The organism is Hoeflea sp. CAU 1731, assembly GCF_039888615.1.
GTDB lineage: Bacteria > Pseudomonadota > Alphaproteobacteria > Rhizobiales > Rhizobiaceae > Flavimaribacter.
In genome coordinates this window covers 41,499-55,368 of the sequence record NZ_JBDQQS010000014.1, presented here as the reverse complement: position 1 = coordinate 55,368, position 13,870 = coordinate 41,499, and the positions used below count along the sequence as shown (strand labels likewise).

The following is a 13,870-nucleotide window of genomic DNA, read 5'->3' as shown; positions in this document are numbered from 1 at the left end:
GGACACTTCGAGGCCATGTCGTCAGATCGCATTTCACTGGTGATATTCGATTGCGACGGCGTTTTGATCGACAGCGAGATCATCAGCGCCCGCATTCTGATTGACCTTCTCGCTGAACGCGGCGTCCATGTCGATCTCGACTACGTTCAGCGAAATTTTCTCGGTCGAAGCTTTCCGAAGGTGGCGGAGGAAATCCGCACCAGCCTGAAATACCGGCTGCCGGATGATTTCGAAGCGCACTACCGTTCGAACCTTTTGGCCGCTTTTGAAACGGAGTTGCGGACGGTAGCGGGGATTGAAGCTGTTCTGGACGAACTGGGCGTCGCCTCCTGCGTTGCGACGTCGAGCAGCCCGCCGCGTGCGAAGCGGTCGCTCGAACTCGCCGGCCTGTCTTCATTTTTCGGAGATCGCCTGTTCACGGCCTCGGAGGTCGCGAACGGCAAGCCGGCGCCGGATCTGTTCTTTCACGCTGCGGAGCGCATGGGCGCAAGTCCCAGCAATACGCTGGTGATCGAGGACAGCCTGCCCGGTCTGAAGGCCGCGCGCGCCGCCGGCATGCAGCTTCTGCATTTCACCGGCGCCGGTCACATGCTGAACCGGACGTCGAACCTGCCGGACGACCTGGCCGATGTCCCGGCTTTTGACAATTGGGCCGATTTCTATGATATGGCCCCCTTGCTGAAAAGAGCCGGTTAGGAAAACGGAATGGCGGGCAGGACCGACAATGAGACAAGCCGGTTGGACGACGCGGCTCGCGCCGGATGGCTCTACTATGTCGCCGGCAACACCCAGGACGAGATCGCCCGCAAGCTCGGCGTGTCGCGACAATCCGCGCAGCGTCTGGTCTCTCTCGCCATCACCGAAAAACTGATCAAGGTTCGCCTCGACCATCCCATCGCCCACTGCATGGAACTGGCGCGCAGGCTGACGGACGCCTACCGGCTCGACTACTGCGACGTTGTGCCCAGCGACCCCGATTCGCCGGGTTCCATCGTCGGGCTGGCGCAGGCCGGCGCCGGGCTTATGGAGCGGGAACTCAAATCCTCCAATCCCAAGATCATCGCCTTCGGAACCGGGCGGGCGCTGCGCGCCTGCGTCGAGGAGCTACCGCCGATGGATTGTCCGCAGCACCGCATCGTGTCGCTGCTCGGCAACATGTCCGCCGATGGTTCGGCCTCGGCCTACAACGCCATCATCCAGCTTGCCGACAAGGTCCGGGCCCGTCATTACCCGATGCCTCTGCCTGTCTTCGCCACGTCGCCGGAAGAGCGCGAATTGCTGCATGGACAGAAGCCGGTGCGCAATATTCTGGATCTCTGCGCCAGCGCAGACGTCACGTTCGTCGGAATCGGCAATATCGGCGACAACTCGCCGCTCTTCGTTGACGGCTTCATCGATCAGGGTCAGATGGACGCCGTCATTCGGGCCGGTGCGGTGGGCGAGATCGTGAGCTGGATATACGACGCTCAGGGTCGTCTCATCGAGAACCACACAAATTCGGTGGTGGCGAGCGCCCCGATCCGCTCCAATCCGGCAAATTCGGTGATTGGCATCGCCGCCGGCGACCAGAAAGTTCCGGCGATCCGGGCCGCGCTTGCCGGCCGGCTCATCAATGGCTTCATCACCAATGAAGCGACCGCAGAAGCTCTTTTGCGAAACTGAATTTCCTAACAGCATGAAATAAAACGGAAAAATCAAGAATTCAGCCGTCAGTCAAAGAATGTGATTGATGCGGCGGTTGACAAATGTGCGCTAAAAACGAATAATTGCCCGAAGCAATAGCAATTGCTCACTCGATTTTTGGGAGGAAGTCATGAAAAAGCTTATTACCGCTCTCGCGGGCGCGTCCGCGCTTGCGTTTTCCGTGTCCGCTCCGGCGCTCGCCGAAACGCTTACCATCGCCACCGTCAACAATGGCGACATGATTCGCATGCAGAAGCTTGCGGACGATTTCACGTCCAAGTACCCCGATATCGACCTGGAATGGGTGGTTCTCGAAGAAAACGTCCTGCGTCAGCGCGTCACCACCGACATCGCCACCAAGGGCGGTCAGTACGACATCATGACGATCGGCACCTATGAAGTTCCGATCTGGGGCAAGCAGGGCTGGCTGGTCGCGCTTGATGATCTGCCGGAATCCTATGATGTAGACGATCTTCTTCCGGCGATCCGTGGCGGATTGACGATCGACGGCAGTCTCTACGCCGCTCCGTTCTACGGGGAAAGCTCCATGGTCATGTACCGCAAGGATCTGATGGAGAAGGCGGGTCTCGAAATGCCCGATGCTCCGACCTGGGACTTCATCGCCAAGGCCGCCAAGGCCATGACCGACAAGGAAAACGAAGTCTACGGCGTCTGCCTGCGCGGCAAGGCCGGCTGGGGCGAAAATATGGCTTTCCTGACGGCGGCCTCCAACTCCTTTGGCGCGCGCTGGTTCGACATGGACTGGAAGCCTCAGTTCGACACGGACGCCTGGAAGAACACGCTGACGTTCTATCTCGACCTGATGGAAGAAGCAGGGCCTCCCGGAGCGTCATCCAACGGCTTCAACGAGAACCTGGCGCTTTTCCAGTCCGGCAAGTGCGGCATGTGGATCGACGCCACCGTCGCGGCTTCCTTCGTGACCGATCCTGAAAACAGCACGGTCGCCGACAAGGTCGGCTTTGCGCTTGCACCGGACAACGGTCTCGGCAAGCGCGGCAACTGGCTGTGGGCGTGGTCGCTCGGAATTCCGGCGGGAACCGACTCCGAGGCGTCAGCCAAGAAGTTCATCGACTGGGCGACGTCGAAGGATTACCTCGCGCTCGTCGCCGAGAAGGAAGGATGGGCGAGCGTGCCGCCCGGAACCCGGACCTCGCTCTACGAGAACCCGGAATATGCGAAAATCCCCTTCGCCAGGATGACGCTTGAAAGCATCAATTCCGCCGATCCGCAGAACCCGACCGTGGATCCTGTTCCCTATGTCGGCGTCCAGTTCGTCGCGATCCCTGAATTCCAGGGCATCGGAACGGCGGTCGGACAGCAGTTTTCGGCGGCTCTCGCCGGCAATATCACGGCCGAGCAGGCGCTGCAGAATGCGCAGCGGCTGACAGAACGCGAAATGCAAAAGGCCGGATACCCGAAATAGCATCCTCCCCGGGGCCGGTCTTCGGATCGGCCCTCTTTTTTCAGAATCCGGAATTCATCTGGAGACATGTTATGGCCACTGCTCATTCAAGAACCGCGGCGCGTTTCATGCTATCTCCGGCCGTAGTCCTGTTGCTCGGCTGGATGATCATCCCGCTGTCTATGACAATTTATTTCTCGTTTCTGCGTTACAATCTCCTGATGCCGGGCATGGAAGAATTCGCCGGCTTCATGAATTACCGGTTCTTCCTGACCGATCCCGCCTTCTTCGCCGCGCTGGCGAACACCATCGTTCTGGTGGTTGGCGTGTTGCTCATCACGGTCATCGGCGGCACCCTGCTTGCGCTGCTCCTCGACCAGCCCGTATGGGGCCAGGGAATCGTACGCATTCTGGTGATCGCGCCCTTTTTTGTCATGCCGACGGTCAGCGCGCTGGTGTGGAAGAACATGTTCATGAACCCGGTCAACGGCCTGTTCGCCCACATGGCGAAGGCGGTCGGGCTCGAACCTTTCGATTTTCTGGCGCAGGCGCCGCTCTTCTCGATCATCATCATGGTCGCCTGGCAGTGGCTTCCCTTCGCCACGCTCATTCTGTTGACGGCGCTTCAGTCGCTCGACAGCGAGCAGGTCGAGGCGTCCGAGATAGACGGCGCCGGACCGTTCAGTCGCTTCTTCTACATCGTGCTGCCACACATGGCGCGCGCGATCACTGTCGTGATCCTGATCCAGACGATCTTCCTGCTGTCGGTCTTTGCCGAAATCCTCGTCACCACCAATGGCGGGCCGGGATACGCGTCGACCAACATCACCTACCTGGTCTACGCCCAGTCGTTGCTGCAGTTCGACGTCGGAGGCGGTTCGGCCGGCGGCATCGTCGCGGTCATACTCGCCAACATCGTCGCGATCTTCCTGATGCGGATGATCGGCAAGAACCTGGAGGTGTGACCGATGGCTCGCGCAATTTCAACAAGGCGCCAGGTCGCCGTTTCCGTTTTCGCCTGGGTCATTGCCCTGGCAATCTTCTTCCCGATCCTGTGGACCGTGCTGACCAGCTTCAAGACGGAAGCGGAGGCGATCGCATCGCCGCCATCCTTCCTGTTCTTCGACTGGACGCTGGAAAACTACGGCGAGGTGCAGGAGCGATCGGATTACTTCCGTCACTTCATGAACTCCGTCGTCATTTCGCTCGGCTCGACCCTGCTTGGCCTGCTCATCGCCATTCCGGCCGCCTGGTCGATGGCTTTCGTGCCGGCCAAGCGCACCAAGGACGTGCTGATGTGGATGCTGTCCACCAAGATGCTTCCGCCGGTCGGCGTTCTTATCCCGATCTATCTGCTGTTCCGGGACACAGGCCTGCTGGACACCCGCACCGGTCTGGTGATCGTGCTGACGTTGATCAACCTGCCGATCATCATCTGGATGCTCTACACCTATTTCAAGGAGATCCCGGGCGAGATCCTCGAAGCCGCGCGCATGGACGGCGCGACCCTGTGGTCGGAGATCGTACATGTGTTGACGCCAATGGCGGTACCAGGCATTGCGTCGACATTGCTGCTCAATGTCATCCTTGCCTGGAACGAGGCGTTCTGGACGCTCAACCTCACGGCGGCCAAGGCGGCCCCGCTCACCGCATTCATTGCAAGCTATTCCAGTCCCGAAGGGCTTTTCTACGCAAAGCTCTCCGCGGCTTCCACCATGGCGATCGCACCCATTCTCATCATTGGCTGGTTCAGCCAGAAGCAGCTGGTGCGCGGCCTGACCTTCGGCGCTGTTAAATAGGGGGCGCGATCATGGGAACGATAACTTTATCCAAAGTAACCAAGTCTTTCGGTTCGACGGAGGTCATTCCGCCGCTCGATCTGGAAATCAACGACGGCGAGTTCGTGGTGTTCGTCGGCCCGTCCGGCTGCGGAAAATCGACACTTCTGCGCCTGATCGCCGGGCTGGAGGATGTGACCAGCGGCGTCATCGAGATCGACGGCCGCGACGCAACCCGCATTCCGCCGGCCAGACGCGGTCTCGCCATGGTGTTCCAGTCCTACGCGCTCTATCCGCACATGACCGTGGCGAAAAACATCGCCTTTCCGCTGAAGATGGCGGGCGTGGACAAGAAGGTCGCCGACGAGAAGGTAACGGCGGCCGCAAAGGTGCTCAATCTGACGGATTATCTGGAGCGGCGGCCGGGACAGCTGTCCGGCGGCCAGCGGCAGCGTGTGGCGATCGGCCGCGCGATCGTGCGCGAACCGGAAGCCTTCCTGTTCGACGAGCCGCTCTCCAACCTCGACGCCGCGCTGCGGGTCAACATGCGGCTGGAAATTTCGCAGCTGCATCAGGATCTCGCGACGACGATGATCTACGTGACTCACGACCAGGTCGAGGCCATGACAATGGCCGACAAGATCGTGGTGCTCCACGCCGGCCATATCGAACAGGTCGGCTCGCCGCTGGAGCTCTACAACAACCCGGCGAACATGTTCGTCGCCGGCTTCATCGGATCGCCCAAGATGAATTTCATCGGCGGCGAGACGGCGTCGGCCTTCGGCGCCGATACGATTGGCGTACGGCCGGAGCATTTCGCGATTGCGACGGAGCCCTCCGAAGGAGCCTGGGAAGCGACGGTGGATGTTTCGGAGCATCTCGGTTCCGACACCTTCTTCCATATGCATTCCGGACACGGGGAGCGGTTGACGATCCGTTCGGTCGGGGAACTTGGTCTCAAACACGGCGACAAGGTCTATGTGACGCCGGATCAGTCCCGTATCCACCGGTTTGACGCCAGCGGGAAGACGGTTGCGTCGTAGAAGCAAGGAGTTCGCATGCGCCGCCTTGCAAAGTGGGTCGCGATGATCACCGGCGCGGCTGTCGGCGTCGGCAAAGCTTTGGTCGGCGCCCATGCACGCGATGGCGCCCTTGCTGTCCGGACGGCTGCAGCGTTCGAACACACGGGAGGAACCACAGTCCTATTGACACGGCCGGCGATGGCGACGGCGCAAACCGGATGAATTGATATGCCCAGACTCAACCGCCGCCTTCTGGAGCACCCTCCCAAGGGTGTGAGCGTCCCCGCCTACGACCGATCCGCGCTGACGTCCGGGATCGTTCATATCGGGGTCGGTAATTTTCATCGCGCCCACCAGCAGGTTTATCTGGACCGGCTGTTCTCGATGGGCGCGGATCACGACTGGGCGATCACAGGCGCCGGCGTAAAACCCTATGACGCAAAGATGCGCGCGACCTTGGAAAAGCAGGACTGGCTGACGACGGTTCTGGAACTCGATCCCGCCGGCTACACGGCGCGCATATGTGGCGCAATGGTCGATTTCGCGGAGATCGACGCCAAGACGATCATCGCGGCGATGGCGCGGCCGGAAATCCGCATCGTCTCGCTTACGATCACGGAGGGCGGTTACTATCTCGACGCAAAGCGCGGCGGATTCCAGGCCGATCATCCGGATATAATCGCCGACAGCCGCAATCCCGATGCGCCGTCGACGGTCTTCGGCATGCTGATCGCCGGGCTTGTCCGCCGCCGTGAGGCAGGGCTTGCCCCCTTCACAGTTATGAGCTGCGACAATCTCCCGGACAATGGCAAGGTCTGCCGGGACGCCGTCACCGGGCTCGCCGGCCTGATATCGCCGGAGCTGGGCGACTGGATCGTCGAGAACGTCGCGTTTCCCAGCGGCATGGTCGACTGCATCACACCCGCCACTGGCGATCGCGAGAGGACCCTTCTGCAGGACACCTTCGATATCGAGGACGCCTCGCCCGTCGTCTGCGAGCCGTTCCGGCAATGGGTTCTGGAGGATCATTTCCCCCTTGGTCGACCCGCGCTTGAGAAAGTCGGCGTGGAATTCGTTCCCGATGTCGGCCCCTTCGAATTGATGAAGCTCAGAATTCTCAATGGCGGCCACGCCGCGATCGCCTATCCTTCGGGCCTGATGGGCCTGCGCTTCGCCCATGACGCCATGGATGAGCCGCTTGTCCGCGGCTTTCTCGAAAAACTGGAGCGCAGCGAGATCATCCCGACCGTGCCGCCGGTACCGGGCGTCGATCTCGACGACTATTTCCGAAAGGTGGCCGAACGGTTTTCCAATCCAAAGGTTGGCGACACGATTGCGCGGCTGTGCCTCGACGGGTCCAACCGCCAGCCGAAATTCATCCTGCCGACGGTCGCTGACAGGCTCGACGCCGGAAAGCCGGTCGACGGCCTTGCCTTGGAAGTCGCCCTGTGGTGCCGCTATTGCGCGGGCGAAACCGATGACGGCGCGCCGATCGTCATCGATGACGTGAATGCGGAAAGGCTCAACAAGACAGCGCTTCAGGCGCGGGACAATCCGGCTGCCTGGCTTGCCATGAGCGACATGTTTGGTCCCTTGAAGGATCGGACGCCTTTTGCCGAAGCTTTCGGCAAGGCCCTGAATTCCCTTTGGAAAACCGGAACGCGCAAAACCCTGGAAGCCTATTTGTCCGGCTGATCGGGATAGACCGGTCGCGACCGGCCCTTGTCGTCCAGCGCCACGAATGTGAACTCCGCGCTCGTCACCATTTCGGTTTCCTCGGCGTGTCTTTGGCGTCGCCACGCCTCGACATGGATGCTCATCGACGTGCGCCCAACTCTGCCAAGGGTGGCGTAGAGGGTGACTTCGTCTCCGACGTGAACCGGCCGCAGGAATTTCATGCCTTCCACGGCGACGGTGGCGCAGCGTCCCTTTGAAACGCGGGCCGCGACGCTTCCGGCTGCAAGGTCCATTTGAGACATCAGCCATCCGCCAAAAATATCGCCGGACGAATTGGTGTCCGCCGGCATGGCGATGGTCCGGATGATCGGATTGGCGTCGGACGGGGTGTCTTGCATCGGTTTGATTCCCGGTTCGAAGTCTGGCCACAATAGATAAAATTGAAGCTGCGATGAAGCGTCTCGCCCTTCGGTAACGCATGCTGTATTCCCAGACCATCATTTACGACATGATTCGCGGTCTCGGGAGAGAAATTCTGGACAATCCGGCCGGTAGTATTATCAGGCGCACGCAATGAACGCGGACCGGCCGCTGCTCGGCATAGCATTGATGCTGGGCTTCTGCGTGATGGCGCCGCTCGGCGACTCCATCGCCAAGCTGCTCGGAGACACGGTGCCGCTTGCGCAGCTCCTGTTCTTCAGGTTTCTCATGCAGGCGTTGCTGCTGATCCCGATCGTCCTGTGGACGGGCAGGGAACTGCGCCTGCGCGGCCGGGTCCTCAAACTCGCCATCCTCCGCGCCTTTCTTCACGTCATCGGCGTGGCGGCCATGTTCACGTCCCTGCGCTACATGCCGCTCGCCGATGCGGTCGCGATCGCCTTCGTCATGCCCTTCATCATGCTGCTTCTCGGCCGCATGGTGCTTGACGAGGAAATTGGGCCGCGCCGTCTGGCTGCCTGCGTCGTCGGTTTCATCGGCACGCTTCTTGTCATCCAGCCGCGCTTCGTAGATGTCGGCGCCTACGCCCTGCTGCCTCTGGTGGTCGCGGTCATTTTTGCCTTGTTCATGCTGGTCACGCGGATGATCGCCAAGCAATGCGACCCCATCACGCTGCAGGCGGCGAATGGAATTTACGTGTCGATAGGCCTGGGGGCGGCTTATCTGCTGACGGCGGGGCGCGAAAGCACGGTCTTCACCATGATCTTTCCCGATACCCGTGAAACGCTGCTGCTTTTGTCGATCGGCGTTCTTGGCACCGTGGCGCATCTGTTGATGACCTGGTCGCTGCGCTATGCGCCCGCCTCGTCGCTCGCGCCCATGCAATATCTCGAAATACCGTTCGCGACCCTCATCGGCTGGTTGATATTCAAGGACCTGCCCAACGGGATGGCCGCGGTCGGTATTTGCATCACCGTGGCTTCCGGCCTCTACGTCGTCTATCGTGAACGCGCGAATGCGCGCCTGGTGCCGCCGGAGACCTGAAGGCGGATACCGGCGGTTGAAAATAAGGCTGGTATTTTGCCCCGACGTGGCCTATATGCAGCGCCATACGGCTCAAGAGCCGTCAATAACGGCCCCTGCTGGACGACATCCCGGCACAGGGCGACCTCCATCTTCAAAAACCGAAAGGATGTACGATGTCGATCACTGCTGAGCGCAAGGCTGAGATTCTGAAAGAATATGCGACGAAGGATGGCGACACGGGTTCGCCGGAAGTCCAGGTCGCGCTGCTGACCGAACGCATCACAAATCTTACGGAACACTTCAAGGGTCACAAGAAGGACAACCACTCCCGCCGTGGCCTCCTGAAGATGGTTTCCAATCGCCGTTCTCTGCTCGACTATGTGAAAAAGAAGGACGAGGAACGGTACAAGAAGCTTATCGCGAGTCTCGGTATTCGCCGTTAGCTTGTTCGGCGGCGCGGAAAAGCGCCGCCGTTTTTATTCGGACGCCGCGGTGTCCGGGGGACTGTCACGGGGCAGGATTGCAGGTTGCTTGCAAAGTTTACGAGCCACCCGTTGTCTTGCCCGTGGCAATCGGAAGAACGGCGCCCGAGGGCGCCTGATTGCAACAGACGGGGCGTGGAATCCGATGATCGGAGCCGCCTCGCTTAAAAGGACAGGATATGTTCAATTCCCACAAGGTAGAAATCGAATGGGGCGGCCGTCCGCTCATTCTCGAAACAGGCAAGATCGCCCGTCAGGCTGACGGTGCAGTTCTCGCAACCTATGGTGAAAGCACCGTGCTCGCCACGGTTGTTTCCGCCAAATCCCCGAGGCCCGGACAGGACTTCTTTCCCCTCACGGTCAATTATCAGGAAAAGACCTTCGCAGCCGGCAAGATCCCTGGCGGATATTTCAAGCGCGAAGGCCGTCCGAGCGAAAACGAGACCCTCGTTTCACGCCTGATCGATCGTCCCATCCGTCCGCTGTTCCCGGCCGGCTACAAGAACGACACCCAGGTCGTCATCACCGTGATGCAGCACGACCTGGAAAACAACCCGGACATTCTTTCGATGATTGCCGCCTCCGCGGCGCTTACGCTTTCCGGCATCCCGTTCATGGGCCCGATCGGCGGCGCGCGCATCGGCTACATCAACGGCGAATACGTGCTCAACCCGCATGTCGACGAAATGGATGAATCGGATCTCGATCTCATCGTCGCCGGCACCCAGGAAGCCGTTCTGATGGTCGAATCGGAAGCACAGGAACTTCCGGAAGACGTCATGCTGGGCGCTGTCGTCTTTGGCCAGAATGGCTTCCAGCCGGTCATCGACGCCATCATCAAGTTGGCCGAGGCCGCAGCCAAGGAGCCGCGCGAATTCGAACCGGAAGATCTCTCTTCGCTCGAAGAAGCCATGCTTGGCGTCGCCGAAACCGAACTGCGCGACGCCTACAAGATCATCGACAAGGCTGAACGCTACGATGCTGTCGACGCGGTCAAGAAGAAGGTTGTCGCGCATTTCATTCCCGAAGGCGTGGAAGAGCCCGAATACTCGGCCGAGCAGGTCGGCAGCGTCTTCAAGTCGCTGCAGGCGAAGATCGTCCGCTGGAATATTCTCGACACCAAGAGCCGTATCGACGGTCGCGACCTGGAAACGGTGCGCCCGATCGTCGCCGAAGTAGGCCTTCTGCCGCGCACCCACGGTTCGGCGCTGTTTACCCGCGGCGAAACCCAGGCGATCGTTGTCGCCACGCTCGGCACCGGCGAAGACGAGCAGTATGTCGACAGCCTGACAGGCATGTACAAGGAAAACTTCATGCTGCACTACAATTTCCCGCCCTTCTCGGTCGGGGAAACGGGTCGCATGGGTTCTCCGGGTCGCCGCGAAATCGGACACGGAAAGCTTGCCTGGCGCGCCGTCCACCCGATGCTGCCGACGTCCGAACAGTTCCCCTACACGCTGCGCGTCGTGTCGGAAATCACCGAATCCAACGGTTCGTCCTCCATGGCGACCGTATGCGGCACGTCTCTCGCGCTCATGGACGCCGGCGTTCCGCTGGCGAAGCCGGTTGCCGGCATCGCCATGGGTCTGATCAAGGAAGAAGAGCGTTTCGCGGTTCTTTCCGACATTCTCGGCGATGAAGACCACCTCGGCGACATGGACTTCAAGGTCGCCGGAACCAAGGACGGCATCACCTCCCTGCAGATGGACATCAAGATCACCGGCATCACCGAAGAGATCATGGGCATCGCGCTTGACCAGGCCAAGGGCGGACGGCTGCACATTCTCGGCGAGATGAGCAAGGCGATCAATGAAAGCCGTGAGGAACTCGGCGAGTTTGCGCCGCGCATCGAAGTCATGACCATTCCGGTCGACAAGATCCGTGACGTTATCGGCTCTGGCGGCAAGGTGATCCGCGAGATCGTCGAAAAGACCGGCGCCAAGATCAACATCGAGGATGACGGCACAATCAAGTTCGCATCCGCTTCGGCCAAGGAGATCGAGGCCGCCAAGAAGTGGGTGCACTCGATCGTCGCCGAGCCGGAAGTCGGCGAGATCTATCAGGGCACTGTCGTCAAGGTCGCCGATTTTGGCGCCTTCGTGAACTTCTTCGGTCCGCGCGACGGCCTGGTGCACATCTCGCAGCTCGCGCAGGAGCGCGTTGGCAAGACGTCCGACGTCGTCAAGGAAGGCGAGAAAGTCTACGTCAAGCTTCTGGGCTTCGACGACCGCGGTAAGGTTCGCCTGTCCATGAAGGTCGTCGATCAGGAATCTGGCAAGGAGATCCCGAAGGATCAGCCGGCGGAAGCCGCCCACGACTGAGCCTGAGACATCCTGAAATCAATAGCCCGCCGGGAAACCGGCGGGCTTTTTTGTCGAGGGGGATAATCGCAGAGCGCGATGACGCCAACTACCTCGCAGGAGGCCGGCGCTTTTCAATCGATCCTGCAAGAGGCAGCGATCTGGAAATTTCGTTTGCTGACTGCAACAGGAGCGGCAGCGCTTTTTCCTCGAGATCCTTTTCCGATACGCGCGGCGCGTAAACAGACACGGCGATTGCAGCAATTGCCGTGCCTTCACTGTCGTGGAGCGGGACTGCTATCGTCCTCAACCCGAGCTCCAGTTCTTCATTGACCAGAGCATAACCGTCCGAACGGGCTTGCTCGATTTTACTGGCGAGTTCGTCACGGTCGACGATGGTGTAGTCCGTCATCCTGACCGGCTCCACGGACTCAAGATAGCGTGCGAGTTCGTCCTGTAACATCGAAGCGAGCAGCACCCGACCCATCGCCGTGGCGTGCGCAGGCAGATGTGTCCCCATTGGCATGTTGATCGCCGTGAAGTGAGATCCCGAGGTTCGGGCGACCATCACGACTTCCTTTTCCAGCAATACGCTGGCTACACATGTCTCGTTAAGCGCGTCGGAGATTCTACGCATATGCGGCGTGGCGATCTCCCACCATGGCATCGAGACTAGGAAGCTGTATCCAAGCTCCATAACCCGAGACGTCAGACTGAAATCCCGGCCATTCTGCTCGACATATCCGAGTTCAACCAGCGTAAACAGCAGGCGTCTTGCGCTTGCCCGCGATATCATCGTGGCCTCTGCAATCTCAGAGAGAGTCATATACTCGCGCTGTCGGCCGAAACATTTGAGAATGGCAAGCCCGCGTGCGAGAGCCTCGACGCGTTCCGGTGGATTTGCGTTGTCGTCGCCGCCGGCTTCGCCTGCTTGCGTCGCTGTTTTTCGTGCCATCCGTTTCTCCTATCATCGAGTCGCGTGGAGCGCCAAGATTTCGCTCTGCGCCAATCCCGAGTTTCGAGCAGTTCCAAGGAGACTTGACATGTATCTTCCTCACAACTACAAAACCCGAACAAATGTTCGGTGACAGCGAACATAAGTTCGCAATATGTGACGCCTTTGGCGTCATCTGTCAAATGGGTGCAGAATGCGTATTACGAAAGTCGGCTTTATCGGGTTAAGCACCGACAGGATTGACGACGCCGGCGCGCATTATCTTGATGTGCTCGGCATGTCACGGCTCGGCGGCGGCGGCAGGGACGGAGTACATTTCGGATGCCCCGGATCCGAACTGTCATTGAGCCTTTTTTCAGGTGACAATAAGGGCTTGGCGTCGATCGGTTATAAGATCGCGACGACGAAATCCTTGTCGGAAGTGGCTGCGGATCTCGAAGGCAAGGGCATTGCGGCCTCCGTTCGGTCGGATTACCTTCCCGGCATTCCTGAAGTTGTTGAATTGGAGGATCCGGACGGAAACACCCTGTTCCTGTACGCCGGATCGCAATTGCAGGGCATTGTCGAGACGGCGCCGGGTATTAGGCCGAACAAGCTCGGTCATGTCGCGCTCTTCGTCGAGGACGCACCTCGGCACGCGAAGTTTTTCTCGGAAATTCTGGGTTTTCGCTGGTCGGACTGGCTGGAAGACTTCTTTGTCTTCATGCGCTGCAACGCCGATCACCATAGCATGAATTTCATGACCGACGAGCGCAAGCGCGGGCTGTTTCATGTCGCCTTCGAACTGCAGGACTGGGCGCACATATGCCGTTCCTGCGACGAGCTTGGGGCGCGGGATATCCGGCTTATATGGGGACCGGGGCGTCACGGTATGGGGCACAACATCTTTACCTACCACCGCGATCCCGATGGCAACATTGTGGAATTGTTCTGCGATCTCGACCGGATGTCGGATGAAACACTGGGATATTTCGATCCGCGCCCCTATCACGAAGATTTTCCGCAGAGGCCGAAAGTGTGGCCGCGTAGCAGCCGCGCAGCGAATTCCTGGGGCGTCATGGCGCCGCCGGAATTCCACGAATAGCG

Annotated in this window: 14 protein-coding genes; 12 read left to right on the top strand and 2 right to left on the bottom strand. The window is 59.9% G+C overall.

What is annotated here, in order from left to right:
* Positions 1-15 precede the first annotated feature (15 nt).
* From AAFN47_RS20595 to AAFN47_RS20560, 8 genes are all read left to right on the top strand, one after another.
* Positions 16-696, top strand: coding sequence for an HAD family hydrolase (locus tag AAFN47_RS20595; protein WP_499811139.1), 681 nt, complete (start codon positions 16-18; stop codon positions 694-696).
* Between the two features lie 9 nt (positions 697-705).
* Entirely contained in the window at positions 706-1,662 is a 957-nt protein-coding gene (locus AAFN47_RS20590; RefSeq protein ID WP_499811138.1) for a sugar-binding transcriptional regulator, read from the top strand.
* Positions 1,663-1,813: 151 nt separating this feature from the next.
* Positions 1,814-3,127 (top strand): ABC transporter substrate-binding protein, encoded by a 1,314-nt coding sequence (locus AAFN47_RS20585; protein ID WP_499811137.1) that lies wholly within the window; start codon positions 1,814-1,816, stop codon positions 3,125-3,127.
* A 71-nt stretch (positions 3,128-3,198) separates the two neighbouring features.
* Positions 3,199-4,071, top strand: a complete 873-nt coding sequence (locus AAFN47_RS20580) for a carbohydrate ABC transporter permease (RefSeq protein WP_499811136.1) — start codon at positions 3,199-3,201, stop codon at positions 4,069-4,071.
* 3 nt (positions 4,072-4,074) lie between these two features.
* A complete protein-coding gene (locus tag AAFN47_RS20575; protein WP_499811135.1) occupies positions 4,075-4,905 on the top strand; it encodes a carbohydrate ABC transporter permease in 831 nt (276 codons plus the stop codon).
* A gap of 11 nt (positions 4,906-4,916) precedes the next feature.
* Entirely contained in the window at positions 4,917-5,927 is a 1,011-nt protein-coding gene (locus AAFN47_RS20570) for an ABC transporter ATP-binding protein (protein ID WP_499811134.1), read from the top strand.
* A gap of 15 nt (positions 5,928-5,942) precedes the next feature.
* Complete coding sequence (locus tag AAFN47_RS20565; RefSeq protein WP_499811133.1) at positions 5,943-6,128, top strand: hypothetical protein; 186 nt, start codon at positions 5,943-5,945, stop codon at positions 6,126-6,128.
* Between the two features lie 6 nt (positions 6,129-6,134).
* On the top strand, positions 6,135-7,601 hold the full coding sequence (locus AAFN47_RS20560; RefSeq protein ID WP_499811132.1) for a mannitol dehydrogenase family protein: 1,467 nt from the start codon (positions 6,135-6,137) through the stop codon (positions 7,599-7,601).
* Here the strand turns inward: AAFN47_RS20560 and AAFN47_RS20555 are convergent.
* Complete coding sequence (locus tag AAFN47_RS20555) at positions 7,586-7,981, bottom strand: acyl-CoA thioesterase (RefSeq protein ID WP_499811131.1); 396 nt, start codon at positions 7,979-7,981, stop codon at positions 7,586-7,588. The two genes, AAFN47_RS20560 and AAFN47_RS20555, sit on opposite strands and share 16 nt — an antisense overlap.
* A gap of 175 nt (positions 7,982-8,156) precedes the next feature.
* Between AAFN47_RS20555 and AAFN47_RS20550 the strand changes: the two genes are divergently transcribed.
* From AAFN47_RS20550 to pnp, 3 genes are all read left to right on the top strand, one after another.
* Positions 8,157-9,065 carry a DMT family transporter gene (locus AAFN47_RS20550; protein WP_499811130.1) on the top strand — a complete coding sequence of 303 codons (909 nt, stop codon included), beginning with the start codon at positions 8,157-8,159 and terminating at the stop codon, positions 9,063-9,065.
* A gap of 155 nt (positions 9,066-9,220) precedes the next feature.
* The gene (gene rpsO, locus AAFN47_RS20545) at positions 9,221-9,490 is read left to right on the top strand and encodes a 30S ribosomal protein S15 (RefSeq protein ID WP_499811129.1); all 270 of its coding nucleotides are present in this window, start codon (positions 9,221-9,223) and stop codon (positions 9,488-9,490) included.
* A 218-nt stretch (positions 9,491-9,708) separates the two neighbouring features.
* A complete protein-coding gene (pnp, locus tag AAFN47_RS20540) occupies positions 9,709-11,850 on the top strand; it encodes a polyribonucleotide nucleotidyltransferase (protein ID WP_499811128.1) in 2,142 nt (713 codons plus the stop codon).
* An 88-nt stretch (positions 11,851-11,938) separates the two neighbouring features.
* On the opposite strand, the gene AAFN47_RS20535 is transcribed toward pnp, so the two are convergent.
* Complete coding sequence (locus AAFN47_RS20535; RefSeq protein WP_499811127.1) at positions 11,939-12,784, bottom strand: IclR family transcriptional regulator domain-containing protein; 846 nt, start codon at positions 12,782-12,784, stop codon at positions 11,939-11,941.
* 193 nt (positions 12,785-12,977) lie between these two features.
* Between AAFN47_RS20535 and AAFN47_RS20530 the strand changes: the two genes are divergently transcribed.
* Complete coding sequence (locus AAFN47_RS20530) at positions 12,978-13,868, top strand: VOC family protein (RefSeq protein WP_499811126.1); 891 nt, start codon at positions 12,978-12,980, stop codon at positions 13,866-13,868.
* Positions 13,869-13,870 lie beyond the last annotated feature (2 nt).

Coding starts and splice junctions, on each gene's coding strand:
- AAFN47_RS20570 (WP_499811134.1), top strand. CDS start 4,917: ATGGGAACGATAACTTTATCCAAAGTAACCAAGTCTTTCGGTTCGACG.
- AAFN47_RS20550 (WP_499811130.1), top strand. CDS start 8,157: ATGAACGCGGACCGGCCGCTGCTCGGCATAGCATTGATGCTGGGCTTC.
- AAFN47_RS20535 (WP_499811127.1), bottom strand. CDS start 12,784: ATGGCACGAAAAACAGCGACGCAAGCAGGCGAAGCCGGCGGCGACGAC.
- pnp (WP_499811128.1), top strand. CDS start 9,709: ATGTTCAATTCCCACAAGGTAGAAATCGAATGGGGCGGCCGTCCGCTC.
- AAFN47_RS20580 (WP_499811136.1), top strand. CDS start 3,199: ATGGCCACTGCTCATTCAAGAACCGCGGCGCGTTTCATGCTATCTCCG.
- AAFN47_RS20565 (WP_499811133.1), top strand. CDS start 5,943: ATGCGCCGCCTTGCAAAGTGGGTCGCGATGATCACCGGCGCGGCTGTC.
- AAFN47_RS20555 (WP_499811131.1), bottom strand. CDS start 7,981: ATGCAAGACACCCCGTCCGACGCCAATCCGATCATCCGGACCATCGCC.
- AAFN47_RS20575 (WP_499811135.1), top strand. CDS start 4,075: ATGGCTCGCGCAATTTCAACAAGGCGCCAGGTCGCCGTTTCCGTTTTC.
- rpsO (WP_499811129.1), top strand. CDS start 9,221: ATGTCGATCACTGCTGAGCGCAAGGCTGAGATTCTGAAAGAATATGCG.
- AAFN47_RS20530 (WP_499811126.1), top strand. CDS start 12,978: ATGCGTATTACGAAAGTCGGCTTTATCGGGTTAAGCACCGACAGGATT.
- AAFN47_RS20590 (WP_499811138.1), top strand. CDS start 706: ATGGCGGGCAGGACCGACAATGAGACAAGCCGGTTGGACGACGCGGCT.
- AAFN47_RS20595 (WP_499811139.1), top strand. CDS start 16: ATGTCGTCAGATCGCATTTCACTGGTGATATTCGATTGCGACGGCGTT.
- AAFN47_RS20585 (WP_499811137.1), top strand. CDS start 1,814: ATGAAAAAGCTTATTACCGCTCTCGCGGGCGCGTCCGCGCTTGCGTTT.
- AAFN47_RS20560 (WP_499811132.1), top strand. CDS start 6,135: ATGCCCAGACTCAACCGCCGCCTTCTGGAGCACCCTCCCAAGGGTGTG.